Raw genomic sequence first — 25,364 nt, 5'->3', positions numbered from 1 at the left:
GCCTACAGCTCCTTCGCCAGCCGGTGGATGAAGTCACGCGAACGATCGGGGCGGAGTGCCACCGCCTCCACCCTACGAAAGAGCGTTCGGTAGCGGCTGAGCTGAGCCTCGGCATCGATGTAGACGGGGCCGTTCGGGCCGTCACGGATGACGGTGTCGAGCTTGGGAACGGGGCCGCCCGCGTACACCATGGCACTTCCGGCGCCGCCGAAGCCGTCCAGGTCGAAGGGGATGACTCGCACGGTGATGTGGTCGGCTTCGGAGGACTCGAGGATGCGATTGAGCTGACCACGTGCCGTGAGCCGGTCACCGACCCTGATGCGCAGCGCCGCCTCGTGGATCACCGCCTCGTACGGAACAGGGTCCGGGCGTTCGATGACGACCCTCCGCTTCATCCGGTGCTCCACCCAGAGGTCCACGTCGCCGGTCGGGAACTCGGGGTTGACGTAGGAGAAGAGGTGACGCGCGTATTCAGCGGTCTGGAGGAGGCCCGGAACGTGCAGGAACTCCACGTCCCATCGGCAGGTGGCGTGGTGCTCCAGTTCAGGGAGGTCCAAGAAGGGCGTCGGCAGTTGCCCTCGGTACTCCTCCCACCAGCCTTGCGTCCGGTCGGTGGCGATCGCCACCAAGGCCTCGATCAACTCGGCGTCGTGGCAGGCGTAGTTGGTGGCCATCCGGCGCAGACGCTGCTCGCTCACTCCTGAGGTGCCGGACTCGATCTGACTGATCTGAACCGAGTTCACGCCGAGCATGACGGCCGCCTCGCGGGAGCTGAGGCCGGCTGCTTCGCGGAGCCTGCGCAGTTCCACGGCCAACCGCAACTGTCGCGCTGTGGGCTCGCGCTTGGTCCCCATCGGTCGCTCCTCGGTGTTCAACGCGTCTGACTCAGCGACTCGTTCGGGGTCAGATTACGGGATCGGCTTGCCTGCCCTTAATTCTAAGGTCTACCGTCGGTGACGTAGCGCACACACAGCGGAAGCGCACCGCCCCGTCCTGCCATGACGGCCGCGGCAGAGCCACCGCGTGCCAACATCCCATCCCGCAACCGGAGTTGACGACCCATGCCCGAAACCTGGGACTACACGCTCTACATCCCCAACGACCGCAGAGCCGTGACCGTCAGCCGCGGCACCCTCCGCCTGATCCTCACCTTGCACGGGCTGTCCGGCTTGGTCGAGACGGCCGAACTCCTCGCGACGGAACTGGTGTCGAACGCCGTACTGCACACGAAGGGGCCGGCAGCGCTCAGGGTCCGCCGTACCCCGGAGGGTGTGGTGTGGATCGGCGCGTGGGACACCGACCCCGCTCCGCCGGATCCGCCCCGTCCGCTGGACCAGGTGGCGGAACTGGAGGGAGGACGGGGGCTGGGGCTCGTGAAGGCCTGCGCGGACTACTGGGGCTGGCAGCCGTCGGCCCGCTTCGGGGACCGGGGGAAGTACGTGTGGTGTGAACTGGGCGCCGCCTGAGGACGCGACCGAGGCCTGAGGTGGGCCGCGCCGCCTCAGGCCCCCTCCGCCGTCGAAGGGCTCAGCAGCCGCCCGGCCCCACCCCGTCCATCCGGCCGCCGAAGTCGCCCCGGTACTGCGAGCGCCAGTCGCCGTTGAAGACGTCGCGTTTCTCCACCGGGCCCCAGTTGATGAAGCAGGCGCGGGTCGAGGCGACGAAGGAGCCCACGTGGTCGTGGAGGTTCGGCGGCAGGTCGCGGTAGCCGCTGCGGGCCGTCCACTCCCAGTAGTCGCCGCCGAAGCCCTCGCCGCTCCAGAAGCAGACGGAGCCGTCGGGGCAGGCGGGCTGGGCGGCGCGGGCCGACGCGGCGTGCGCGGGCAGCAGTACGGCGGTCAAGGCGAGGGTGGCGGCCAGCGTCCAGGAGCGGAGCTGCTTCATGGGCTCTCCAGAGGGGGAGTCGGAAGGCCCGGCAGTGTGGTGCGCCGGGCATCGCCATGGTGGGGGCGGACCGCCGGGACACGCCCGGGGGCAAGATCGCCGTCGCCGGTGTGAGGGAAGAAGTGGGACTAGTCGGACCGCGGGCGCCTGCGGCCCGGCCGGTTCCCGCGCGGGCCCCCGGACGCCGGCGGTCGCCCGGTGACGGGTCCTTGAGCCGGCCCTGACCGCAGGGCCGTCTCCCCGCTGTCAGAGCTTGCGGGCGATGAGGTCCTCGCCGCTCTCGGTGCGGACGATGAGGTTCCATGCCCTGGCGCCGCCGTCGTCGCCGTCCCACCAGGTCACGAACGCCCCGGCCAGGTCCTTCACTTCGGCCTTCGCGCTGGTGTCGGTGTAGGAGGTGGCGAGTTCGACGTCGTAGTCGTGCGGCCCGAGGTGGACGAGGACCACCCGGCCGGCGTGCTCCGCCGCCTGCTTCTTCCCGTGCGCGGCGGCCCAGGACCGGAATCGGGCGAGGACGTCCGGGTCCGGTTCCCGGCGTGTCACCTGAGCGGTCGGCGGATGCCGGTCCGTGTCGTGTCCCACGCCCTGCTGGCAGCCCAGCACCCAGGCACCGCGGTCCTTCTCCACGACCTCGCGCGGTTCGGCCTTCAGCGACCGGTGGACGCAGCCTCCCCACACGACCTCGCGGACAGCGGCACCCTTCCCGCCGTCCTTGAAGATCTTCTCGCCCTCACGCCAGCCGGCGTCGTACGCCGCCGCGTAGCCGGGTTCGGCGGCGGTGCGGGACGCGGACGACTCCGGCGCGTCACCGCCGCCGCTGCCGCAGGACACGGCGGCCAGGCCGAGCAGGGCCGCTGCGAAGGCACGCCTGAGCGACCGTGCCTGTGTGGGTGCGCGCATGGCCCGTTTCCCCTCCCGATGCCTTGACCGTCCAGCCGGTTAGAGGGAGTTCGCGGCCCCTTGGTTGCCTCCTTAATTCGCCTTTACGTTCGAGGACGGGCGCGGCTAGGGTGCGAGATCGCGACTCGACGGGCCGGACTGACCACCGGCCCGTCAACATGCCCAACAAGGGGGAAACTTGAGGCTGAGACACAGCCTGTTCACCGCTGCCACCGCAATGGTGGCCACCCTGGTCCCGACGACCGCCTGGGCCGACTCGACACCGTCGGTGACAGCGGGACCGACCACTTCACCATTCAGCCCGTCACCGGCCGCCTCGCCGTCGGGTGACGCGGCATCCGCCACTCCGGAAGGGCCGGCCACGCTCTCGGCGAGCCCGGGGACGACCACGGCGTCACCCTCCGACTCCGGAACACCGGGCACGCCCAGCGCATCACCCAGCGCGAGCGCCACGGCCGACGACACGGAACCGGCGACGGAGCTGGAGAAGTTCTGGACGCCGGAGCGCATGGCGCAGGCCGAGCCGGTCGAGGAGGACCAGCCGGACGAGGAGGGCCGGCCCCTGCCGGAACAGACGGCCCCTTCCGGAAGCGGCAGGGCCGTCGCCCGGACCTCGCCCTCGCACACGTTCGAGGGCATCAAGGAGGTGGGCACGTTCTTCTGGCAGGACAGCGACCTGAAATACCGCTTCTGTGCCGGCACGGTCGTCCCGTCCCCGGGCAAGGACCTGGTACTGACCGCGGCGCACTGCTTCGACAGCACCGACCAGCACAAGAAGCTCGTGTTCGTCCCCAAGCACCACCGGGCCGACCCCAAGCCGTACGGCCTCTTCCCGATCAAGGTCGGGCAGATCTACGCCGACCCCCGCTACCTGCGCAAGGGCGGTGACCACGACTACACCGACCTGGACTTCGCCCTGCTGAAGACCGAGCCGCGTTCGGACGGCAAGAAGGTCCAGGACGTGGTGGGAGCCATACCGATCGGTTACGGCACGGGCTTCGACCATCCCAAGACCCGGGTGATCGGCTACCCGTGGCTCCCGGACGACGACGGCAAGTACAAGCCGCACCAGGATCCCCTGGACTGCACGTCCCCGATGAAGAAGTTCACCGCCGACAGCTCCGGCGGCTGGAAGGGCGGCACGTTCTCGCAGATCGACTGCAAGGGCTACGTACGCGGCACCTCCGGCGGCCCCTTCATCATCGGCGGTGACGACCCCAAGGTGATCGGTGTGACCGGCGGCTGGCAGACCGGGGGGCACAGCGACGACACCTCGTACTCCTCGTACTTCGACACCGACCTGAAGCGGATCTACGACGCCGCGGTGGCGGGGAAGAAGCCCGCCCCGATCGTCCTGCCCGCCGCTTCGACGTGGAAGCACGCGAAGGACATCGCCTCCGGCTACTTCGCCCTGGACGGGCCGGTCTCCGACGACCGCATGGACATGTTCGTCCTCTGGTCGGACGGCGAGCTGACGATCTACCGCGGTGCGGACAAGGGCCTGAACTACTTCGACAAGGAGATCAGGGTCCAGAAGCCCAACAAGCTGTGGGCGGATCACGCCATGCAGGTCGTGGCCGGTGACTTCACCGGCGACAACGGTTCCGACCTCATCGTGGTGTGGACGGACGGCGAAGTCACGCTGTACCCCTCCGTCGACGAGAAGGGTTTCCACGGCGAGACCCGGATCGTGGCGCCCAATCCCACGTGGAAGCACGCCACGGCGGTGACGGCCGGCCGGTACGGCGGCAACAAGTGGCAGGACGACCTCGTCGTGCGCTGGTCCGACGGCGAGCTGACCGTCTACCAGAACACCGGCACGAAGCTCGGCAAGGAGATCAAGGTCGCCAGCAAGAACAAGCTGTGGACCCACGCCGTCGAGATCGGATCCGGCGACTACACGCAGGGCGACACCTGGGACCTCGTCGTGCGCTGGTCCGACGGCGAACTGACCTGTTACGACGACTTCACCGGCACCGGTGACTCCTGGGGCGAGCACAAGTGGAAGGCGCCCAACGACCTGTGGGAGCACGCCATGCTCGTCACGGGCGGTGACTTCAGCGACAACCCCTGGCCGGACGACACACTCGTCCGCTGGTCCGACGGTGAGCTGAGCCTCTACACCGAGGGCAACAAGTCCGGCATCGGGGCGGAACACCAGCTGGTCACCCCGTGACCGGCAGGCCCCTCCCCGACGCCGTCCGGCGCCGCCGGACATCACCCGTCCCGATCAGCACCCGCATGCGCGGAAGGAGCACCATGAGCAGCGCGCCACGCGCACTCGCCGTCACCGCACTCACCGCCGGCCTGCTGGCAGCGCCCATGACGATCGGCGCGGCCAGTGCGGCCAGTGCGGCCACGACGACCAGTGCCGCCAGTGCGGCCGGCGGGGACTGCACGACCTGGGTGAGCAATTCCGGGCAGACCGGGAACGTCAAGTGCACCAGCCCGGGCACCGCCATGCGCCAGCACCGGGCCATCGTGACCTGCATCAACGGTGCCGGTCACAAGTTCACGGTCACCGGTGGATGGGTGTACGCGGGCCACACCTCTTCCGCCACGTGCTCGGCCGGCGGTACGGCCGGAGTGCTCGGCATCTCCTACGACCGCAGGACGAAGGGCTAGCCACAGGCCATCCAGTGGGCCGGGGGCGGCCGGATCACCGACCGCCCCCGGCCCGCCGGGTCGAGGCCGGACGGGTCCTGGGCGGAGCCCGCGGGCCGGCCGGTGGGAGCCGGGCGAGGAACTCCCCTCCGGCGAACGCGCGTACAACTTTCGAGCGTCCTGGCGAGTCCAGTCAGGCAGCGCACGGGTGCGCTCAACGGCGTTCAGGGGGACGCCCGTACGACCACCAAGGGGGACTTTCCATGACTTACCGGACATCGGGCCGGGCGGGCGTGCTCGCCGCCGCCGTCAGTGCCGCGCTGCTCATACCGGCCGTGACCGCCGCGACCCCGGCCGCCGCGACCACGCCCACCGTCAGCTGCACGTCCGCCAAGGCGGGGCTGGCCGCGAAGCTGAAGAAGGACATCACGGCCGCCCTCGCGAACCGCAGGGGCACCGTCGCCGTCGGCCTGTACGACCGCAGCACCAAGACCACCTGCACCCTGCGGGCCACCAGCGCCTACGACTCGGCCAGCACCGTCAAGGTCACCGTGCTCGCCACGCTGCTGTGGGACGCCAAGAAGCACAACCGGTACCTGACGAGCACCGAGCAGTCGCTCGCCAAGGCCATGATCACGCAGTCCGACAACACCGCGACCAGCAAGCTCTGGAAGCAGCTCGGCATGACGAAGATCAAGGGCTTCCTGTCCGCCGCCGGCATGACCAAGACCGTGCCGGGCTCGGGCGGCTACTGGGGTCTGACCCAGGAGAACGTCAACGACGAGCAGAAGCTGCTCGGTCTGGTCACCGCCAAGAACAGCGTGCTCAGCGACAACGCCCGCTCCTACATCCTGAAGCTGATGGGCCAGGTCGTCTCCTCGCAGCGCTGGGGCACCCCGGCCGGAGCGCCGTCGTCCGTCTCCGTGCACGTGAAGAACGGCTGGCTGCAGCGCTCCACGCACGGCTGGCGGGTGCACAGCCTGGGCACCTTCAACGGGGCCGGCCACGACTACACCATCACCGTGCTGACGCAGGACAACAGCACCATGAGCTACGGCGTCACCACCATCCAGAACGTCGCCAAGGCGATCCACAAGGACCTGGTGCCGGCCACCTCCGGGATGACCCGCTTCACCCCGACCAGCCGGCCGCACGAGGCGTTCGTCGCGGTGCCGCCGCAGGGCTGAGCCCAGGGCCCCGCGGCGGCGTCCGCCGGGGGCCCCGCCCCTTCCCCGCCGGCGTCCTCAGCCGGCGGGGACGGTGAGCGCCACGGTGTCGCCGCCCGTCACGGCGAACGTGCCGGACTTCCCCGCGGCGACCGTGTCGCTGTGGACCACCACGCCCGCCGGGGTCCTCTCCGTCAGAGTGAGGGTCCGGTCCGTGAGGTTGGTGACCGCGAACCGGGTGGCGCCGGCCTGGACGCCGTCGCCCTGTTCCGTGATGCCGGGCAGGAACACGAACGTCTGCAGGGTCACCAGGTTGCCCGCGCTGCCCTTCTGAACGATCAGCACGTCCCCGGTGGCCGCCGCCGCCGGGCCCGCCGAGGCCGCGGCGGTGCCGAGCCCCGCCAACAGCGCGAGAACGGCTCCGACCGCGGCGCGGCGTCTGCCGGTTGAGGTCCTCATCGTCTTCCCCTCCCTGGTCGTGCCCCCGGCCCGCTTCGGGACGGCGGCCGTGGCGCAGAGCCTCGCCGGACCGGCCGCGGTCGTGGAAGAGGCACGGCAGGGCGCACGAGGGCACACGGACGGCGTCGAGCCCGCCGGAAGCAGTCGACGCCGCCCGGTCCGCGACGTACGGCCATCCCCCTGATCGCTCCAACTCCCGTACTGCGAACATGCGTACAGCCGTCGTACGCCCCCGGTCGCCGCGCCGAGCGGTGCCGGGCGCACCCGACGGTGTCCGCAGGACGACCGAAAGACCGTCAAGGGGGAAGCACTTCATGACCCACCGGATATCCGGCCGAACCGGGGCGCTCGCGTCCGCCCTCGGTGCCACGCTGCTGGTCTCCGCCGTCGCCGCCGTCCCGGCCGCGGCGGCACCCACGACCGGCGTCAGCTGCACATCCGCCAAGACGGGGCTCGCCGCCAGACTGCAGAAGGACATCACGGCCGCCCTGGCCGGCCGCACGGGAACCGTCGCCGTCGGCCTGTACGACCGCTCCACGGACACGACCTGCACGCTGAACGCCGCCACCGCGTTCGACTCGGCCAGCACCGTGAAGGTCACCGTGCTCGCCACGCTGCTGTGGGACGCGAAGAAGAGCAACCGGTACCTGACCGACACCGAGGACGAACTCGCCACGGCCATGATCACCGAGTCGGACAACGACGCGACCAGCAAGCTGTGGAAGCAGCTCGGCACCGCGAAGATCCAGGGTTTCCTGACGGCGACCGGCATGACGAAGACCGTGCCCGGTGCGGACGGCTACTGGGGGCTGACCCAGGAGAACGTCACCGACGAGCAGAAGCTGCTGAAGCTGGTCACCGCCAGGAACAGCGTGCTGAGCGACAACTCCCGTGCCTACATGCTGAAGCTGATGGGACAGGTCGTCGCTGACCAGCGCTGGGGCACCCCGGCCGGTGCGCCGTCGTCCGTCTCGGTGCACGTGAAGAACGGCTGGCTGCAGCGCTCCACGCACGGCTGGCGGGTGCACAGCCTGGGCACCTTCAACGGCGCCGGCCACGACTACGTGATCACCGTGCTCACCCAGGACGCCGCCACCATGGACTACGGCGTCACCACCATCCAGAACGTCGCCAGGGCGATCCACAAGGACCTGGTGCCGGCCGCGCCCGGTGTCACCCGCTACACCCCGACCGACTCGCCGGGCGAGGCGTCCGTCGCCGTGCCGCCGCGGGGCTGAGGTCCCCCCGGGACGGCCCCCGCCGCGGTGTCACCGGGGCCGTACCCGGCGGAGCGGTTTGTTGCGCGGGGATGAAATCCGCTCCCCGCGGCGTTGGTGTCTTCCGGCAGAGCAGGTCGAAAGGAAGGCACCGGCGTGGCAGCGGAACGGGGATGGGCCAGGCGTCTGGCGGCATACGCCTGGCGGTATCCGAAGGACGTCGTCCTCGCCCTCGGCTCCTCGCTCGCCGGCATGGCGGTCATGGCCGTCGTCCCGCTGATCACCAAGGTGATCATCGACGACGTGATCGGCGGCCACACCCGGTCCATGGCCCCCTGGGCCGGCGCCCTCGTGGGCGCCGCCCTCCTCGTCTACGCCCTCGCCTACACCCGCCGCTTCTACGGCGGCCGGCTCGCGCTCGACGTCCAGCACGACCTGCGCACCGCGATGTACGGCACGATCACCCGGCTGGACGGCCGCCGCCAGGACGAGCTGTCCACCGGGCAGGTCGTCGGCCGCGCCACCAGCGACCTCCAGCTGATCCAGAGCCTGCTCTTCATGCTCCCGATGACCATCGGGAACGTCCTGCTCTTCCTGATCTCCCTGGTGATCATGGCGTGGCTGTCGCTGCCGCTGACCCTGGTCGCCCTGGCCGTCGCGCCCGCCCTCGGCTGGATCGCGGGGCGCAGCCGCCGCAGGCTGCACCCCGCGACCTGGTACGCCCAGGCCCAGGCCGCCGCCGTGGCCGGTGTGGTCGACGGCGCCGTGAGCGGGGTCCGCGTGGTGAAGGGCTTCGGGCAGGAGGACCAGGAGACGGACAAGCTGCGCGAGGTCGGCCGCCGGCTCTTCGCGGGGCGCCTGCGCACGATCCGCCTGAACAGCAGGTACACCCCGGCCCTCCAGGCCGTCCCGGCGCTCGGCCAGGTCGCCATGCTGGCCCTCGGCGGCTGGCTCGCCGTACGCGGTCACATCACCCTCGGCACCTTCGTCGCCTTCTCCACCTACCTGGCCCAGCTCGTCGGCCCGGTCCGCATGCTCGCGGTGGTCCTCACGATCGGCCAGCAGGCCCGGGCGGGCACCGAGCGCGTCCTGGAGCTGATCGACACCGAGCCGACCCTGAGGGACGGCACCAAGGAGCTGCCCGCCGAGGCGCCCGCTACCGTCGAGTTCGACGGCGTGTCCTTCGGCTACGACCGCGAGCGCCCGGTGCTGGAAGGGCTCAGCTTCGAGATCCGGCCGGGCGAGACCCTCGCCGTCGTCGGCTCCTCCGGCTCCGGAAAGTCCACCCTCTCCCTGCTCCTGCCGCGCTTCTACGACGTCACCCACGGCGCCGTCCTCGTCGGCGGCCACGACGTCCGCGAGCTGACCCTGGACTCGCTGCGGGCCGCGATCGGACTGGTCCCGGAGGATTCGTTCCTCTTCTCCGACACCGTCCGCAATAACATCGCCTACGGCCGCCCCGACGCCACCCAGGAGGAGATCGAGGCCGCCGCCCGCGCCGCACAGGCGGATCGTTTCATCGCCGAGCTGCCCGCCGGCTACGACACCAAGGTCGGCGAGCACGGCCTCACCCTCTCCGGCGGCCAGCGCCAGCGCGTCGCACTCGCCCGCGCCCTGCTCACCGACCCCCGCCTGCTGGTCCTGGACGACGCCACCTCCGCCGTCGACGCCCGCGTCGAGCACGAGATCCACGAGGCGCTGAAGCACGTCATGCGGGGCCGTACGACCCTGCTCATCGCCCACCGCCGCTCCACCCTCAACCTCGCCGACCGCATCGCCGTACTGGACGGCGGCCGGCTCGCCGACCTCGGCACCCACGAGGAGCTCCAGCAGCGCTCGGCCCTCTACCGCCGCCTGCTCACCGACCCCGACGAGCTGGGCGGGGTCTCCCCGGGCCACGCCCGCCCCGCCGAGCCGCCGCAGGACACCTCCCTGCGCGACGAGCTGGACGCCGAGTTCGACGCCGAGCGGGGCGTGACCCCCCGGCTGTGGAGCGGCGACCGCGCGCCCAAGGACACCGCGCTGTCCGGCACCCCGGCGACCCCCGAGCTGCTCGCCCAGGTGGCGGCGCTGCCCCCGGCCACCGACACCCCCGACATCGACGAGGGCCGCGCGGTCCTGCCCGAGGACTCCTACGGCCTGCGCCGCCTGCTGCGCGGCTTCGGCCTGCCGCTGCTGGTCAGCCTGCTGCTGGTCGCCGTGGACGCGGGCGCCGGGCTGCTGCTGCCGGTGCTGATCCGGCACGGCATCGACTCCGGCGTCACCAAGGCGGCGCTCGGCGCGGTCTGGTCGGCCTCCCTGCTCGGCCTGCTGACCGTGCTCGTGCAGTGGACCGCGCAGACCGGCGAGACCCGGATGACCGGCCGCACCGGCGAACGCGTGCTGTACACGCTGCGGCTGAAGATCTTCGCGCAGCTCCAGCGGCTCGGCCTGGACTACTACGAGCGCGAGCTGACCGGCCGGATCATGACCCGGATGACCACGGACGTCGACGCGCTCTCCACCTTCCTGCAGACCGGCCTGGTCACCGCGTTCGTCTCCGTCGTCACCTTCTTCGGGATCATGGTCGCGCTGCTGGTGCTCGACCTCCGGCTGGCGCTGGTCGTCTTCACCACCCTGCCCCCGCTGGTCGTGGCCACCTTCTTCTTCCGCCGGGCGAGCGTGAAGGCGTACGAACTCGCCCGCGAGCGGGTGTCCGCGGTCAACGCCGACCTGCAGGAGACCGTGGCGGGGCTGCGGATCGTGCAGGCCTTCCGGCGGGAGCGGGACGGCCGGCGACGGTTCGCCGAGCGCAGCGACGGCTACCGGCGCGCCCGCGTCCACGGCCAGCGGCTGATATCCGTCTACTTCCCCTTCGTGCAGCTGCTGTCCTCCGTCGCCGCCGCGGCCGTGCTGATCGCGGGCGCCGGCCGGATCGAGGCGGCCACGCTGACCACCGGCGCCCTGGTGGCCTACCTGCTCTACATCGACCTGTTCTTCGCACCCGTCCAGCAGCTCTCCCAGGTCTTCGACGGCTACCAGCAGTCCACGGTCTCGCTGCGCCGCATCCAGGAGCTGCTGCGCGAGCCGACGTCCACCCGGTCCGCCGACGAGCCCCTCGACGTGCCGTCACTGCGCGGGGACATCGCCTTCGAGGGCGTCCACTTCGCCTACGGCGACGAGGAGGAGGCGCTGTCGGGCATCGACCTGACGATCCCGGCCGGGCAGACGGTCGCGTTCGTCGGCGAGACCGGCGCCGGCAAGTCGACCCTGGTCAAGCTGGTCGCGCGGTTCTACGACCCGACGGCCGGGCGGGTCACGGCCGACGGCACCGACCTGCGCGCCCTGGACCTCACCGCCTACCGGCACCGGCTCGGGGTCGTGCCGCAGGAGGCGTACCTCTTCCCGGGCACCGTCCGCGACGCCATCGCCTACGGCCGCCCCGACGCCACCGACGCCGAGGTGGAGGCGGCGGCCCGCGCGGTCGGTGCGCACGAGATGATCGCCATGCTGGACGGCGGCTATCTGCACGAGGTCGCCGAGCGCGGCCGGAACCTCTCCGCGGGCCAGCGCCAGCTCATCGCCCTCGCCCGCGCCGAGCTGGTCGACCCGGACATCCTGCTGCTCGACGAGGCCACGGCCGCCCTGGACCTCGCCACCGAGGCGCAGGTCAACCAGGCCACCGACCGCCTGGCCGGCCGCCGGACCACCCTGGTCGTCGCCCACCGGCTCACCACGGCCGCGCGGGCGGACCGGGTGGTGGTCATGGACCACGGCCGGGTCGCCGAGGACGGCACGCACGCGGAGCTGCTGGCCCGCGGCGGCCGCTACGCCGAGCTGTGGCGGACCTTCGTCGGCCGGTCCGAGCCGGAGGAGCCGGTGGGCGCCTCCCGCTGACCCCCGGCTGACTCGTCCTGATGACGGTCGTGCAACCATCCGGCACAGGTGTGCGTCCGTACATCAGTACGGGCGCGGGCGTGACCGCGGTGACGGGGAGGACGACAGTGGAGAGTGGTGCGATACGCCGGCGGTTCGCGCTCGGTGCGGCCGTACTGGCCGCGTCCGGCGTGTTGGCGTTCACGGCGGCGGGTACCGCGCAGGCCGGCCCGGCCGTCGGCTGCGCCGGGCACGAGGTGAAGACCCTGCCCTTCAAAACCGGGATCACCCACGTCTACCGGCACAGCGGCTTCGTCTGCGCCGTCACGGTCGCCAGGAAGCCCGGCGCCGTCCAGACCATGTCGGTCAGCGTGCAGGCCCGCGGCAGCCGGCCGGCCGTCGACAAGGGCCGCTACCGCCACCACGCCGGCCCGGTGACCGTGCTCGCCGGCCACCGCTGCGTCCTGATCAAGGGCGCGGTCGGCCGTCACTCGACCGACTCCGGCTGGATCCTGTGCTGAGCACTCCTCAATTCCCTCTGGTGGGGCAGCAGTTGCTGGGATAGCTTCCGGCGCACATCTGTCTCACAGGGGAGAGTGCGCATGCGCAAGGCGCTCAGATGGCTGCTGGCGCTCACGGTCTTCATAGGCACGCTGAGCACGGCGGCCGGCGCGGCCACCGCCGCCGGGTCCGAGCCCACCGACATCAAGGACCGGCTCCTGTCGATACCCGGCATGAGCCTGGTCCAGGAGAAGCCGTACCCCGGCTACCGCTACTTCGTCCTGAACTACACCCAGCCCGTCGACCACCGCCACCCGGACCGGGGCACCTTCCAGCAGCGCATCACCGTGCTGCACAAGGACGTGAGCCGCCCCACCGTCTTCTACACCAGCGGCTACAACGTCTCCACCACCCCCTCCCGCCGCGAACCCACCCAGATCGTGGACGGCAACCAGGTCTCCCTGGAGTACCGCTTCTTCACCCCGTCCCGCCCCGCCCCGGCCGACTGGTCCACGCTCGACATCCGGCAGGCCGCCAGTGACCAGCACCGCGTCTACGAGGCGCTGAAGCCGCTCTACTCCGCCAACTGGCTGGCCACCGGCGGCTCCAAGGGCGGCATGACCGCCACCTACTACGAGCGCTTCTACCCGCACGACATGGACGGCGTGGTGGCCTACGTCGCCCCCGACGACGTCGTGAACAACGAGGACTCCGCCTACGACCGCTTCTTCGCGCGGGTCGGCACGAAGGAGTGCCGGGACCGGCTGAACGCCGTCCAGCGGGAGGCGCTGGTGCGCCGCGAGCCGCTGGAGAAGCGGTACGCGCAGTACGCCGCCGACAACGGCTACACGTTCACCACCATCGGCGGCCTCGACCGGGCCTACGAGGCGGTCGTCCTCGACTACGTCTGGGGCTTCTGGCAGTACAGCCTGCTCAAGGACTGCGACACCGTCCCGGCGCACGCGGCCACCGCGACCGACGACGAGATCTGGACCTCGGTCGACACCATCTCCGGCTTCTCCGCCTACACCGACCAGGGCCTGGAGACGTACACGCCGTACTACTACCAGGCGGGCACCCAGCTGGGCGCCCCCACGATCCACTTCCCCGCCATCGAGGGCAGGCTGATCCGCTACGGCTACCAGCCCCCGCGCAACTTCGTGCCCCGCTCCATCCCGATGCGCTTTCAGCCGCGGGCGATGCGCGACGTGGACGGCTGGGTCCGCCACCACGCCGCGCACATGCTCTTCGTCTACGGCCAGAACGACCCCTGGGGCTCCGAGCGCTTCCGGCTCGGCAAGGGCGCCCGTGACTCCTACGTCCTCACCGCGCCCGGCATGAACCACGGCGCCAACGTCGCGGGCCTGGTCCCGGACCAGAAGACCCTCGCCACGGCCCGCATCCTGAAGTGGGCGGGCCTGTCCCCGGCCGCCGTGGCGCAGGCGAGGCCGCTGGCCCGGTACGACGCGAGGCTGGACGTCCGGGACGCGGAGCGGGAGCCCGCGCTGCGGCCGTGAGACGCGGCTAGTACGTCAGCCCGTACCCGATCGGGTACAGCACCCCGGCCGGGTCGTCCGCCCGCTGCACCGGTACCGGCAGCCTCCCGCGCGGTGCGACCCGGCCGGCGATGACCCGTGCGGCGGCGCGCAGTTCGACGTCCGTCCAGCAGTAGGTGGCCAGGCAGGCCCGGACGGAGGGCAACTGCGCGACGTCGTACGGGTTGCGGATCGCCACCGCGGCCACCGGCCTGCCCGTCGCCAGCAGGCGCTCCACCAGGGTCCGCTGGGCGTTGCCCGCCGTCACGTTGTACGTGGCGACGACCACCGCGTCCGCGTCCCGCGCCGCCGTGACCGCCTTGTCGACGGTCGCCGCGGAGGGCGCGGTGCCGGTGGACAGGGCGGTGGCGTCGAAGCCCAGCTCGGTGAGGGCGGCGGCCAGGACGCCGGTGGGCGGGCCGGTGGTGCCCGACGGGGAGGCGGGGTCGGCGCCGACGACCAGCAGCCTGCGTTGCGCGCGGCGGTCGAAGGGCAGCGTGCCGTCCTCGTTGACCAGCAGGGTGGTGGTGCGCTCGGCGATGCGGTCGGCCGTGGCCAGGTGGGACCTGGTGCCCACCGTGCGGTCGACACCGGCGTGGCTCGCCCAGGGGGCGTCGAACAGTCCGCGCCGGGCCTTCAGGCGCAGGATGCGCAGGACCGATGCGTCCAGCCGGTCCTCGGTCAGCTCGTCCTCCTGCACCGCCTTCAGCACCGCGTGCCAGGCCACGTCGAGCGAGGGCGGGTTGAGCAGCTGGTCCACGCCGGCCTTGAGGGCGAGCACCGGCACCCGGTCGTCACCGTACTTCGTGCGCACGCCCTGCATGCCGAGGGAGTCGGTGATGACGACCCCGTCGTAGCCGAGTTCCTCCCGCAGGATGCCGGTGAGGACGGGGTGGGAGAGGGTCGCCGGGTCCCCGGAGTCGTCCAGCGCCGGGAACTGGATGTGCGCGGTCATGACCGAGTCGATCCCGGCCGCGATCGCCGCCCGGAAGGGCACCGCGTCCAGCCGCTCCCACAGCTCCCGGCTGTGCGTGATGACCGGGAAGCCGTAGTGGCTGTCGACGGCGGTGTCCCCGTGGCCCGGGAAGTGCTTGGCGGTCGCCGCCACCCCGGCCGACTGATAGCCCCTCACCTCGGCGGCGACCAGGGCGGCCACCGCGTCCGGGTCGGCCCCGAAGGAGCGGACGCCGATGACCGGGTTGGCCGGGTTGACGTTCACGTCGGCGTCGGGGGAGTAGTCCTGGTTGATGCCCATCGCGCGCAGCTCGGCGCCCGAGATCCGGCCGAGGGCGCGGGCGTCGGCGCGCGAGCGGCCCGCCCCGAGCGCCATCGCGCCGGGGAAGAGCGTGGCGGGCTTGCCGACCCGGCACACCGCGCCGTGCTCCTGGTCGGTGGCGATGAGCACCGGCAGACCGCGCGGCTGGTCCAGCGACGCCCGCTGGATGCCGTTGGACAGGTCGGCGATCTGGTGCGGGTCGCGGGTGTTGTGCGCCCAGGAGAAGTAGATGATGCCGCCGACCCGGTACTTCGCGACCAGCTCGGCGGCGGTGCGGACGCCGATCTCCTCGAGGTTGGCGTCGACGTCCGCCTGGTCGGGGGCGGTGGCGGAGTGGCCGTACACCCGCATCACGAAGAGCTGGCCGACCTTCTCCTCCAGCGTCATGCGGGAGACCAGGGCGCGCAGCCGGCGTTCGCCGGGGACGAGGTGACCGGTGCCGTGGGCGGCGGCGTGGGCGGTCGTCGGGACGGTGAGTGCGGCGGTGAGGCCCGCGGTCGCGGCGAGGACGGCGCGTCTGGACGGCCGTGCGGTGTTTCCCGTGCTGTCCGTGCCGGTGTCGCTTCCCGTGCTGGAGTCGTGCACGTGCGCTCCTTCCAGAGGAGAACCGCTGAAGGAAACTTCCGAGGAGTCACCAATATCCGGGAAGTTTCTTTCCGTCAAGGGAATGCACACTAACCAGGAAGGCGCCCGCGACCGTGCATTCACGGGGGCGCGTCCAGCCCCTGGAATCCGGTCCCGGCACGCCCGACGGGCCGTCATGATTGCTGTCATGCCCGCAGTCGAGATCCCCGGATCCAAGTCCATCACCGCCCGCGCGCTGTTCCTCGCCGCCGCGGCCGACGGCACCAGCACCCTGGTGCGTCCGCTGCGCTCCGACGACACGGAGGGCTTCGCCGAGGGCCTGATCCGGCTCGGCTACCGCGTCGCCCGTGAGCCCGGCGCCTGGCGGATCGAGGGCCGCCCGCAGGGACCGGCGCACACCGAGGCCGACGTCTTCTGCCGCGACGGCGCCACCACCGCCCGCTTCCTGCCCACCCTGGCCGCCGCCGGCCACGGCACCTACCGTTTCGACGCCTCCCCGCAGATGCGCCGCCGCCCCCTCGGCCCGCTCACCCGCGCCCTGCGCGACCTCGGCGTCGACCTGCGCCACGAGGACGCCGAGGGACACCACCCGCTCACCGTCCACGCGGCCGGCGTCGAGGGCGGCGAGGTCGTGCTGGACGCCGGCCAGTCCTCCCAGTACCTGACCGCGCTGCTGCTGCTCGGCCCGCTGACCCGCACCGGCCTGCGGATCCGGGTCACCGACCTGGTCTCGGCGCCGTACGTGGAGATCACCCTGGCGATGATGCGCGCGTTCGGCGTGGACGTCGTCCACGACGGCACGGTGTACGACGTCCCGCCCGGCGGCTACCGCGCCACCACCTACCCCGTCGAACCGGACGCCTCCACCGCGAGCTACTTCTTCGCCGCGGCGGCCGTCACCCCGGGCCGTGAGATCACCGTGCCCGGCCTCGGCACGGGCGCCCTCCAGGGCGACCTGCGCTTCGTGGAGGTGCTGCGCCGGATGGGCGCGCACGTGGAGATCACCGAGGACGCCACGACGGTACGCGGCACCGGCGAACTGCGCGGCCTGACGGTGAACATGCGGGACATCTCCGACACCATGCCGACGCTGGCCGCGCTCGCGCCCTTCGCCTCCGGACCGGTCCGCATCGAGGACGTCGCCAACACCCGGGTGAAGGAGTGCGACCGCCTGGAGGCCTGCGCGGAGAACCTCCGGCGGCTCGGCGTGGACGTGACCACCGGCCCCGACTGGATCGAGATCCGCCCCGGCACACCCGCCCCCGGAGCCGAGATCAAGACCTTCGGCGACCACCGCGTCGTGATGTCCTTCGCCGTGACCGCCCTGCGGACCCCGGGCCTCACCTACGACGACCCCGGCTGCGTACGCAAGACCTTCCCCGGCTTCCACGAGGCGTTCGCGGCCCTGCCCACCGCCGGCCGGCCGTGACAGAGGCACCCAGGAGAGGCTCACCCGCATGACCCCACGCTCGTACCTGATCCTGCACGGCTGGCAGAACCACCGCCCCCGGGCGCACTGGCAGCACTGGCTCGCCGACCGGCTCACCGCCGCCGGCCACCGGGTCGACTACCCGCAGCTGCCCGACGCCGACGACCCCGACCTGGACGTGTGGCTGGCCGAACTAGCCCGGCACCTGGAGGAGCCGGACGGCCCGGGGGAGCGGGTCGTGGTCGCGCACAGCCTCTCCGCCGTGCTGTGGCTGCACGCCGCCGCCCGCGGCATGAAGCAGCTGCACCACGCCGACCGGGTGCTGCTGGTCGCACCCCCCTCCGGCTCCGTCCTCGCCCGCCACCCCGAGGTGGCCGCCTTCGTCCCGCCCGCGCCCGGCTTCACCCTGCCCGGCCCGGCCCGGCTGGTCGCGGGCGACGACGACCCGTACTGCCCCGAGGGCGCGGGCCCGCTGTTCGCCCAACGCCTCGGCGTCCCCGCCGACATCCTGCCCGGCGCCGCCCACCTCGACCTGGACGCCGGGTACGGTTCCTGGCCGGCCGTCCTGGACTGGTGCCTCGACGGCACCGCACCGCTCACGGCCCGTCCGGCACCCCGGTAGCCCGGGCCCGCAGCTCCGGCGTCGACGTCGCGACCGCCGCCACCGCGAGGACACACAACAGACCGCCGCTGATCAGCGCGGTCGTGCCCGAGGTCCAGCCGGCCAGCAGTCCGCCGCGCACGTTGCCGAGGCTCGGACCGGCCTGACCGACGATCTGCTCGGCCGCCGTCACCCGGCCGAGCAGCGCGTCCGGGGTCCGGGTCTGCACGATCGTGGAGCGGGCCACCACCGCCGTGGCGTCCGCCGCACCGGCGACCGTGAGCAGGGCGAGACCGAGCCACGGGCTGCGTACGAGACCGAACAGGACCAGCGCCGCTCCCCAGCCGGCGGACGCGCACAGCATCACCGGCCCCGGCCGGGCGAGCCGGGTCAGCGGTCCGGACAGCGCGGTCGCGGCGACCCCGCCCACCGCCAGCGCCGACAGGAACAGGCCCAGGGTGCGCGGATCGTCGCCGAACCGCTCGGCGTTGACCAGCGGGAACAGGCTCACCGGGAACGACAGCACGGTGGCGGCGAGGTCGGTGAGCAGCGCGCCCCGCACCACCCGGTGCCCGGCCAGGAACCGCAGCCCGTCCAGCACCCCGTGCACCCCGGCCCGCGACGGCTCGCCCTGCGGCGGCAGCGCGGGCAGCCCGCGGGCGCCGTAGAAGGCGAGTCCGAAGCTGAGGGCGTCCAGCAGGTAGCAGACCCCGATGCCGAACCAGCCCAGCAGCAGTCCGGCCAGAGCCGGCCCGAGCAGCATCATCGACTGCCCGGTGACCTGCTGGAGCGCCAGCCCGGCGGCCACCTGCTCCTTGGGCAGCAAACGCGGTACGAACACCCCGGCGGCCGGGGCCCCGAGCGCGCCGAAGCCCGACTGCACGGCGACGAGCAGCAGGACGACCATCACCGGCACGTGCCCGCCGAACCCCTGCACGGCGAGCAGCAGCGAGCACGCCGCCTGTCCGACGGTCGCCGCGAGGAAGACCCGGCGCCGGTCGGCCCGGTCCACCCACGCCCCGGCGAACAGCCCGAAGACCACCAGCGGGAGCGCCTGCGCGAGCCCCACCGCCCCGGTCCACGCGGTGCTGTGGGTCATGTCCCACACCTGGTACATGACCGTCACCATGGTCATGAACCCGCCGAGCACGGACACCGTCCGGCCGATCAGCAGGCGCCGGAAGACGGGCGAGGTGCGCAGGGGGCGTACGTCGACGAGCGAGCGGGCGAGGCTCATGACCGAGGGTGGGCGCGGGGCGCCGGGTGCTGGATCACCGGGGGAGGGTAGCCGCCTGCCCGGGGGCCGGCCAGTTCTTTTCCGTGCTACGCGGCCTCGCCCAGCAGCCGCGCCAGATGCTCACGGCCGGCGGCCAGGAGCCCGGGCAGCGGTTCGGCGGCCTCGTACCAGCGCTTCTCGTACTCCCAGCACAGCCAGCCGTCCCAGCCCCGCCGGCACAGCACGTCCACGCACTCGGTGAGCGGCAGCACGCCCGCGCCGAGCGGCACCGGGGTGGTGTCCTCGGCGGAGGCGATGTCCTTGACCTGGACGTAGCCCAGGTGCGGGGCGAGGGCCGCGTAGCTGTCCGACGGCTGCTCACCGCCCAGCCAGGTGTGCATGACGTCCCACAGCGCGCCCACCTGCCGGTGCCCGACCGGGCCGAGGATCCGGATCGCGTCGGCGCCGGTGCGGTGCGAGTCGTGGGTCTCCAGCAGGATCCGCACGCCCAGCGCGGCGGCGTCCTCCGCCGCGGTGCCGAGCCGCCGGGCGGCGACCGCGTCCGACTCCTCGCGGGGCCGGTCCGGGTCGGCGCCGGGGAAGACCCGGACGAAGGGCGCGCCCAGGTCGTGGGCGAGCCGCAGGAGGTCCCGGATCTCCGCCAGCACGGGCGCGTCCTCACCCGGGGCGGCGACGCGCGCGTACCCGGCGAGACCGAGCACCTCGATCCCGGCCCCCCGGAACAGGGCCGCGGTCTCGGCCCGTTCGGCGGGCGACAGGCCCGGATGGACGGGTTCCTCGGGGTGGGCGCGCAGTTCGACGCCGTGGTAGCCGTGCGCGGTCGCGAGCGCCAGGACCTCCTGGACGGGCAGACCGGGGACACCGAGAGTGGAGAACGCCAGCTTCATGGAATCGGAACCTACCCCTCAGCCGCCGTGGGCATGCAGTTCCAGCCGCCGGTCATGGCCGACGAGGTCGTGGCCGAGGGAGCGGAGGGGGTGCTCGGCGGTCAGGACGAAGCCGTGCCGCCGGTACAGGCCGCGGGCGCCGGCCAGGACGTCGTTGGTCCACAGCACCGGCTCGCGCGCGATCAGCCGGCCCTCCTCGGACCGGTCGAGGATCCGGCTCAGGTGCCCGGCGTCCCGACCGAGCCCGCCGTGCCCGGCACGGCCACGGCGTCGACCCCCGCGTCCCGCAGCCGCCGCGCGAGCCACTCGGTCTCGGGCAGCGTCCCGCCGTACCCCTGCTCCAGTACGGCCCGGACCTCCCCGAGCCCCAGCCCGAGGTCACGCCGCAGCACCCGCAGCACGGTCACCCGGTCGGCCGACGGTCCCAGCCGCAGCTCCGCCCGCCCGTGCTCGGCGAGCAGCCGCTCCCGCATCCCGTCGGGCAGCTCGGTGCCGCACACCGCCATCGCGGACCCGCAGCCCCGGCACACCACCTCGGTGTCCCACCGCGGCGAGCCGTCGTCCAGCAGCACCTGCACACCGTGCCAAGCGGCCGGGGCGCCGCAGTCCGGGCACGGAACCGAGTCACTCGGCGACGCGGCCGGACCCACGCGGCACCCCCGTGGACCCCCGCACCGTCAACTCCCCTGGCCGGGGCGTCGCGGTCCGGGCAGGGAGGAGTCACTCGGCGACGCGGCCGGACCCACGCGGCACCCCCGTGGATCCCCGCACCATCAACTCCCCCCGCACCGAGGCGATCCCCCCGGGCGGGGGCTCCTCGCGGCCCATCGCTATGCGGCCGGCGCGGGCGCCCGCCTCGGCCAGGGGCAGGCGGACGGTCGTCAGGGACGGCACCGCGTCCACGCTGAACGGCAGGTCGTCGAAGCCGGCCACCGAGACGTCCCCGGGGATGCGCAGGCCCGACTCGCGCAGGGCGGCGCAGGCGCCGAGGGCGACGGAGTCGTTCGCGGCCACGATCGCCGTCAGGGACGGATCGCGGCGCAGCAGTTCCAGCGTGGCCTCGTAGCCGGACCGGCGGTCGTAGCGGCCGTGGACCGTCCAGCGCGGGCCCTCCTCGATGCCCGCCGCCGACAGCGCGGCCCGGTGGCCCTCCAGGCGGTGCCGGGTGGTCGTGCGTTCCTCGGGGCCGGCGATGTAGCCGAGCCGGCGGTGGCCGAGGCCGATCAGATGGTCGGTCAGGGCACGGGCGCCGCCCCGGTTGTCGAAGGTGAGCGCGACCGCCTGGGTGTCGGGCGCCGGCGGGCGTCCGCACAGCACCACCCGGGTCCCCGCCTCCGCGAGCTTGCGCAGCTTCGCCGCGACCGCCGTCGCGTGCGGCTCCTCCTCCACCGCCCCGCCGGTCAGCACCACGGCCGCGGCCCGCTGCCGTTGCAGCAGCGTGAGGTACGTCAGCTCGCGCTCCGGTGAGCCGCCCGTGTTGCAGACGACGGCCAGCCGCTCGCCGCCCGCGCGCCCGCCCGGCCCGCCGATCTCGGACTGGATCGCGCCGGCCATGATCCCGAAGAACGGGTCGGCGATGTCGTTGACGAGGATGCCGACCAGATCGGAGGTGGCGGCGGCGAGCGCGCTCGCCGGGCCGTTGAGGACGTAGTCCAGCTCGTCCACCGCCCGCAGCACCCGCTCGCGCGTGGACGCGGCGACCGGGTAGTTGCCGTTCAGTACGCGCGACACCGTCGCGGGGGAGACCTGGGCGCGGGCCGCCACGTCCGCCAGGGTCACGGTCATCTCGTCCTCCGGTCACGCATCATGTCGTACGCCCTCGTAGACAACCGGGCACACGTCCTGGTTCCGAGCAGACCTTAAGGCCATGACCCCCGGTTGTTCGCCCCCTCGAACAACTCGAAGCAGACACGGTCTTGTACAGACCCCGTCCAGAGGCTAGCTTCTCCTCGTCTAGAAAGCGCTTACTAAAGCGTGCTGCAGCCTGCCACACCGGCCCACGAAAGGGAGTCACGTGACACGCAAGACGGTGCGTATCGCCATGAACGGCGTCACCGGGCGCATGGGCTACCGCCAGCACCTCGTCCGGTCCATCCTCGCCCTGCGCGAACAGGGCGGCCTCGACCTCGGCGACGGCACCGTGCTCTGGCCCGAACCGATCCTGCTCGGCCGCCGCGAACACGCCCTGCGGGAGATCGCCGAGCGGCACGGCCTGGACCAGGTCTCCACCGACGTGGACGCCGTCCTCGCCGACCCGACCGTCGACATCTACTTCGACTCCCAGGTCACCTCCGCCCGCGAGGAGGCCCTCAGGAAGGCGATCGCGGCCGGCAAGCACGTCTACACCGAGAAGCCCACCGCCACCGGCCTCGACGGCGCCCTCGCCCTCGCCCGCCTCGCCCACGACAAGGGCGTCCGGCACGGCGTCGTCCAGGACAAGATCTTCCTGCCGGGCCTGCTGAAGCTGAAGCGGCTCGTCGACGGCGGCTTCTTCGGCCGGATCCTCTCCGTGCGCGGTGAGTTCGGCTACTGGGTCTTCGAGGGCGACTGGCAGCCCGCCCAGCGCCCCTCCTGGAACTACCGCGCGGAGGACGGCGGCGGCATCGTCGTCGACATGTTCCCGCACTGGGAGTACGTCCTGCACGAGCTGTTCGGCCGCGTGAAGTCCGTCCAGGCCCTCGCCACCACCCACATCCCGCAGCGCTGGGACGAGAACGGCAAGCCCTACGACGCCACCGCCGACGACGCCGCCTACGGCATCTTCGAGCTGGAGGGCGGCACCGTCGCCCAGATCAACTCCTCCTGGGCCGTGCGGGTCCACCGCGACGAACTGGTGGAGTTCCAGGTCGACGGCACCGAGGGCTCCGCCGTCGCCGGCCTGCGCACCTGCCGCGCCCAGCACCGCGGCGCCACTCCCAAGCCCGTCTGGAACCCGGACGTCCCCGCCACCGAGGTCTTCCGCGACCAGTGGCAGGAGGTGCCCGACAACGCCGAGTTCGACAACGGCTTCAAGGCCCAGTGGGAGCTGTTCCTCCGGCACGTCTACGCCGACGCCCCCTACCACTGGGACCTGCTGGCCGGCGCCCGCGGCGTCCAGCTCGCCGAACTGGGCCTGAGGTCCTCCGCCGAGGGCCGCCGCATCGACGTACCGGAGATCTCCCTGTGACGATCCGACTCCCCGACGCCCGGGGCGGGCTGCGGGCCTACGAGCCGCGCACCGAGCCCCTCGCCCTCACCCCGGGCGCCCCCCTCACCTCCCGTACGGTCTTCTCCGCGGCCCACGTCGTCGCCGACCCGTACGCCGACACGAGCCCCGACGCGCCCGCCGCCGTCGACTGGGACGCCACCCTCGCCTTCCGCCGCCACCTGTGGTCCCACGGCCTCGGTGTCGCCGAGGCGATGGACACCGCCCAGCGCGGGATGGGCCTGGACTGGCCGGGCGCGGCCGAACTGATCCGGCGCAGCGCCGCCGAGGCGCGCGGTGTGGGCGGCCGGATCGCCTGCGGCGTCGGCACCGACCAGCTCACCGCGGGCACCCTCGCCGAGATCCGGGCCGCGTACGAGGAGCAGCTCGCCGTCGTCGAGGAGGCGGGCGCCCAGGCCGTCCTGATGGCCTCCCGCGCGCTCGCCGCGGCGGCCCGGGGTCCCGAGGACTACCTGGAGACCTACGGCCACCTCCTGCGCCAGGCCGCCCGGCCGGTCGTCCTGCACTGGCTGGGCCCCATGTTCGACCCCGCCCTGCGCGGCTACTGGGGCTCAGCCGACCTGGACGCGGCCACCGACACCTTCCTGCAGGTGATCGCCGCCCACCCCGAGAAGGTCGACGGCGTCAAGATCTCCCTGCTCGACGCCCGGCGCGAGGTCGACCTCAGGCGGCGGCTGCCGCAGGGCGTGCGCTGCTACACCGGGGACGACTTCCACTACCCCGAGCTGATCGCGGGCGACGACAAGGGCTTCAGCCACGCCCTGCTCGGGATCTTCGACCCGCTGGGCCCGCTCGCGGCGCAGGCCGTACGGGTCCTGGACACGGGTGACGTCCAGGGCTTCCGGCACCTCCTCGCCCCCACCGTGGAGCTGTCCCGCCACCTCTTCCAGGCCCCCACCCGCTTCTACAAGACCGGCGTGGTGTTCCTCGCCTGGCTGGCCGGCCACCAGGACCACTTCACGATGGTCGGCGGCCTCCAGTCGGCCCGTTCCCTGCCGCACCTCACCCGCGCCTACGAACTCGCCGACCGCCTGGGCCTGTTCCCGGACCCCAGGCTCGCCGAGGAACGGATGCGGAACCTGCTGTCCCTGTACGGGGTGGACCAGTGACCGGCCTCGCGCGTTTCTCCGTCAACCAGATGACGGTCAGACAGCTGTCCATGCCCGAACTGGCCGACGCCTGCGCGCGGGCGGGCATCACCCACGTCGGCCTGTGGCGCGAACCCGTCCAGGCGTACGGCCTGGAGGCGACGGCGAAACTGGTCCGCGACGCGGGCCTCACCGTCACCACGCTCTGCCGGGGCGGCTTCCTCACCGCGGCCGACCCCGTCGAACGGGCCGAGGCGCTCGACGACAACCACGCGGCCATCGAGGAAGCGGCCACGCTCGGCACGGACACCCTGGTCCTGGTCTCCGGCGGACTCCCCCGGGGAAGCAAGGACCTGCACGGAGCCCGCGAGCGCGTCGCCGACGCCCTCGCCGTCCTCGCCCCCCACGCGGCCGACCGCGGCGTCCGCCTCGCCATCGAGCCCCTGCACCCCATGTACGCCGCCGACCGCTGCGTGGTCTCCACCCTGGCCCAGGCTCTCGATCTCGCCGAACGCTTCCCCGCCGAGCAGGTCGGGGTCACCGTGGACACGTACCACGTCTGGTGGGACGACCAGGCCCCCGCCCAGATCGCCCGCGCCGGCGCGGCCGGCCGCATCCACTCCTTCCAGCTGGCCGACTGGACCACCCCCCTGCCCGAGGGCGTCCTCAACGGCCGCGGCCAGATCGGCGACGGCTCGATCGACATGCGGGAGTGGAAGGGTTACGTGGAGGCCGCCGGCTACACCGGCCCCATCGAGGTCGAGCTGTTCAACGAGGCACTGTGGGCCCGGGACGGGCGGGAGGTGCTGGCGGAGACGGCGGAACGGTTCGTGGAGCACGTGATCCGCTAGCCGGGCCGTCCGCGGACGCGAAAAAAACCGGAAGCGGGTGCAACCGATTGCCCGCCCCCGGTGTCGTAACCGTCGTCGGAACCA

Annotated in this window: 24 protein-coding genes; 13 read left to right on the top strand and 11 right to left on the bottom strand. The window is 72.5% G+C overall.

Translation table 11 applies throughout. The features are described 5' to 3' along the window. Window positions 1-2: 2 nt before the first annotated feature. Entirely contained in the window at window positions 3-854 is an 852-nt protein-coding gene (locus tag ACZ7N4_RS04890; RefSeq protein WP_471353820.1) for a helix-turn-helix domain-containing protein, read from the bottom strand. A gap of 207 nt (window positions 855-1,061) precedes the next feature. Here ACZ7N4_RS04890 and ACZ7N4_RS04885 point away from each other — a divergent pair, with 207 nt between their 5' ends. Then, window positions 1,062-1,466 carry an ATP-binding protein gene (locus ACZ7N4_RS04885; protein WP_471353818.1) on the top strand — a complete coding sequence of 135 codons (405 nt, stop codon included), beginning with the start codon at window positions 1,062-1,064 and terminating at the stop codon, window positions 1,464-1,466. A gap of 61 nt (window positions 1,467-1,527) precedes the next feature. On the opposite strand, the gene ACZ7N4_RS04880 is transcribed toward ACZ7N4_RS04885, so the two are convergent. From ACZ7N4_RS04880 to ACZ7N4_RS04870, 3 genes are all read right to left on the bottom strand, one after another. Then, on the bottom strand, window positions 1,528-1,884 hold the full coding sequence (locus tag ACZ7N4_RS04880) for a peptidase inhibitor family I36 protein (RefSeq protein WP_471353815.1): 357 nt from the start codon (window positions 1,882-1,884) through the stop codon (window positions 1,528-1,530). Between the two features lie 246 nt (window positions 1,885-2,130). Further along, window positions 2,131-2,784 carry a hypothetical protein gene (locus ACZ7N4_RS04875; RefSeq protein WP_471353812.1) on the bottom strand — a complete coding sequence of 218 codons (654 nt, stop codon included), beginning with the start codon at window positions 2,782-2,784 and terminating at the stop codon, window positions 2,131-2,133. A gap of 153 nt (window positions 2,785-2,937) precedes the next feature. Continuing rightward, entirely contained in the window at window positions 2,938-3,294 is a 357-nt protein-coding gene (locus tag ACZ7N4_RS04870; RefSeq protein WP_471353809.1) for a hypothetical protein, read from the bottom strand. Here ACZ7N4_RS04870 and ACZ7N4_RS04865 point away from each other — a divergent pair. From ACZ7N4_RS04865 to ACZ7N4_RS04855, 3 genes are all read left to right on the top strand, one after another. Beyond that, window positions 3,293-4,960 carry a trypsin-like serine peptidase gene (locus ACZ7N4_RS04865; RefSeq protein ID WP_471353807.1) on the top strand — a complete coding sequence of 556 codons (1,668 nt, stop codon included), beginning with the start codon at window positions 3,293-3,295 and terminating at the stop codon, window positions 4,958-4,960. The genes ACZ7N4_RS04870 and ACZ7N4_RS04865 overlap by 2 nt on opposite strands. Window positions 4,961-5,043: 83 nt before the next feature. Next, the gene (locus ACZ7N4_RS04860; protein WP_471353805.1) at window positions 5,044-5,409 is read left to right on the top strand and encodes a hypothetical protein; all 366 of its coding nucleotides are present in this window, start codon (window positions 5,044-5,046) and stop codon (window positions 5,407-5,409) included. A 242-nt stretch (window positions 5,410-5,651) separates the two neighbouring features. Then, a complete protein-coding gene (locus ACZ7N4_RS04855; protein WP_471353802.1) occupies window positions 5,652-6,575 on the top strand; it encodes a serine hydrolase in 924 nt (307 codons plus the stop codon). A gap of 57 nt (window positions 6,576-6,632) precedes the next feature. On the opposite strand, the gene ACZ7N4_RS04850 is transcribed toward ACZ7N4_RS04855, so the two are convergent. Continuing rightward, window positions 6,633-7,013, bottom strand: coding sequence for a hypothetical protein (locus ACZ7N4_RS04850; RefSeq protein ID WP_471353799.1), 381 nt, complete (start codon window positions 7,011-7,013; stop codon window positions 6,633-6,635). A 314-nt stretch (window positions 7,014-7,327) separates the two neighbouring features. Here ACZ7N4_RS04850 and ACZ7N4_RS04845 point away from each other — a divergent pair, with 314 nt between their 5' ends. The 4 genes from ACZ7N4_RS04845 (at window position 7,328) to ACZ7N4_RS04830 (ending at window position 14,103) form a co-directional block, all read left to right on the top strand. After that, complete coding sequence (locus tag ACZ7N4_RS04845; RefSeq protein WP_471353797.1) at window positions 7,328-8,251, top strand: serine hydrolase; 924 nt, start codon at window positions 7,328-7,330, stop codon at window positions 8,249-8,251. 135 nt (window positions 8,252-8,386) lie between these two features. Next, window positions 8,387-12,106: an ABC transporter ATP-binding protein gene (locus ACZ7N4_RS04840; protein WP_471353795.1), complete on the top strand. Its 3,720-nt coding sequence runs from the start codon at window positions 8,387-8,389 to the stop codon at window positions 12,104-12,106. Window positions 12,107-12,213: 107 nt separating this feature from the next. Continuing rightward, on the top strand, window positions 12,214-12,606 hold the full coding sequence (locus ACZ7N4_RS04835; RefSeq protein WP_471353793.1) for a hypothetical protein: 393 nt from the start codon (window positions 12,214-12,216) through the stop codon (window positions 12,604-12,606). A gap of 81 nt (window positions 12,607-12,687) precedes the next feature. Beyond that, window positions 12,688-14,103: a S28 family serine protease gene (locus ACZ7N4_RS04830; protein WP_471353790.1), complete on the top strand. Its 1,416-nt coding sequence runs from the start codon at window positions 12,688-12,690 to the stop codon at window positions 14,101-14,103. A gap of 7 nt (window positions 14,104-14,110) precedes the next feature. Here the strand turns inward: ACZ7N4_RS04830 and ACZ7N4_RS04825 are convergent, their stop codons facing one another. After that, window positions 14,111-15,982 carry a glycoside hydrolase family 3 protein gene (locus tag ACZ7N4_RS04825; RefSeq protein WP_471353788.1) on the bottom strand — a complete coding sequence of 624 codons (1,872 nt, stop codon included), beginning with the start codon at window positions 15,980-15,982 and terminating at the stop codon, window positions 14,111-14,113. A 187-nt stretch (window positions 15,983-16,169) separates the two neighbouring features. On the opposite strand from ACZ7N4_RS04825, the gene aroA reads away from it, so the two are divergent. Together aroA and ACZ7N4_RS04815 are read left to right on the top strand one after the other, a co-directional pair. Beyond that, window positions 16,170-17,411: a 3-phosphoshikimate 1-carboxyvinyltransferase gene (gene aroA / locus ACZ7N4_RS04820; RefSeq protein WP_471353786.1), complete on the top strand. Its 1,242-nt coding sequence runs from the start codon at window positions 16,170-16,172 to the stop codon at window positions 17,409-17,411. 28 nt (window positions 17,412-17,439) lie between these two features. Continuing rightward, window positions 17,440-18,033, top strand: a complete 594-nt coding sequence (locus tag ACZ7N4_RS04815) for an RBBP9/YdeN family alpha/beta hydrolase (RefSeq protein WP_471353784.1) — start codon at window positions 17,440-17,442, stop codon at window positions 18,031-18,033. On the opposite strand, the gene ACZ7N4_RS04810 is transcribed toward ACZ7N4_RS04815, so the two are convergent. From ACZ7N4_RS04810 to ACZ7N4_RS04790, 5 genes are all read right to left on the bottom strand, one after another. Then, window positions 18,008-19,249 carry an MFS transporter gene (locus tag ACZ7N4_RS04810; protein ID WP_471353782.1) on the bottom strand — a complete coding sequence of 414 codons (1,242 nt, stop codon included), beginning with the start codon at window positions 19,247-19,249 and terminating at the stop codon, window positions 18,008-18,010. The two genes, ACZ7N4_RS04815 and ACZ7N4_RS04810, sit on opposite strands and share 26 nt — an antisense overlap. A gap of 86 nt (window positions 19,250-19,335) precedes the next feature. Next, a complete protein-coding gene (locus tag ACZ7N4_RS04805) occupies window positions 19,336-20,136 on the bottom strand; it encodes a sugar phosphate isomerase/epimerase family protein (RefSeq protein WP_471353779.1) in 801 nt (266 codons plus the stop codon). An 18-nt stretch (window positions 20,137-20,154) separates the two neighbouring features. Next, window positions 20,155-20,304 (bottom strand): hypothetical protein, encoded by a 150-nt coding sequence (locus ACZ7N4_RS04800; protein WP_471353777.1) that lies wholly within the window; start codon window positions 20,302-20,304, stop codon window positions 20,155-20,157. 50 nt (window positions 20,305-20,354) lie between these two features. Beyond that, complete coding sequence (locus ACZ7N4_RS04795; RefSeq protein ID WP_471353775.1) at window positions 20,355-20,708, bottom strand: hypothetical protein; 354 nt, start codon at window positions 20,706-20,708, stop codon at window positions 20,355-20,357. Between the two features lie 148 nt (window positions 20,709-20,856). Then, a complete protein-coding gene (locus ACZ7N4_RS04790; RefSeq protein ID WP_471353772.1) occupies window positions 20,857-21,921 on the bottom strand; it encodes a LacI family DNA-binding transcriptional regulator in 1,065 nt (354 codons plus the stop codon). Between the two features lie 229 nt (window positions 21,922-22,150). Between ACZ7N4_RS04790 and ACZ7N4_RS04785 the strand changes: the two genes are divergently transcribed. From ACZ7N4_RS04785 to ACZ7N4_RS04775, 3 genes are read left to right on the top strand one after another with little or no spacing between them, the layout of a single operon-like run. After that, on the top strand, window positions 22,151-23,302 hold the full coding sequence (locus ACZ7N4_RS04785; protein WP_471353770.1) for a Gfo/Idh/MocA family protein: 1,152 nt from the start codon (window positions 22,151-22,153) through the stop codon (window positions 23,300-23,302). Further along, window positions 23,299-24,450, top strand: a complete 1,152-nt coding sequence (locus ACZ7N4_RS04780; protein WP_471353768.1) for a dihydrodipicolinate synthase family protein — start codon at window positions 23,299-23,301, stop codon at window positions 24,448-24,450. The genes ACZ7N4_RS04785 and ACZ7N4_RS04780 overlap by 4 nt, the downstream gene beginning before the upstream one ends. Before the next feature lie 29 nt (window positions 24,451-24,479). Beyond that, window positions 24,480-25,280 carry a sugar phosphate isomerase/epimerase family protein gene (locus ACZ7N4_RS04775; RefSeq protein WP_471354272.1) on the top strand — a complete coding sequence of 267 codons (801 nt, stop codon included), beginning with the start codon at window positions 24,480-24,482 and terminating at the stop codon, window positions 25,278-25,280. Window positions 25,281-25,364: the final 84 nt, after the last annotated feature.

Source organism: Streptomyces sp. NPDC107654 (assembly GCF_055639035.1).
The sequence above is the reverse complement of the archived record's forward strand: the minus strand, read 5'-3'. Positions and strand labels throughout refer to the sequence as shown.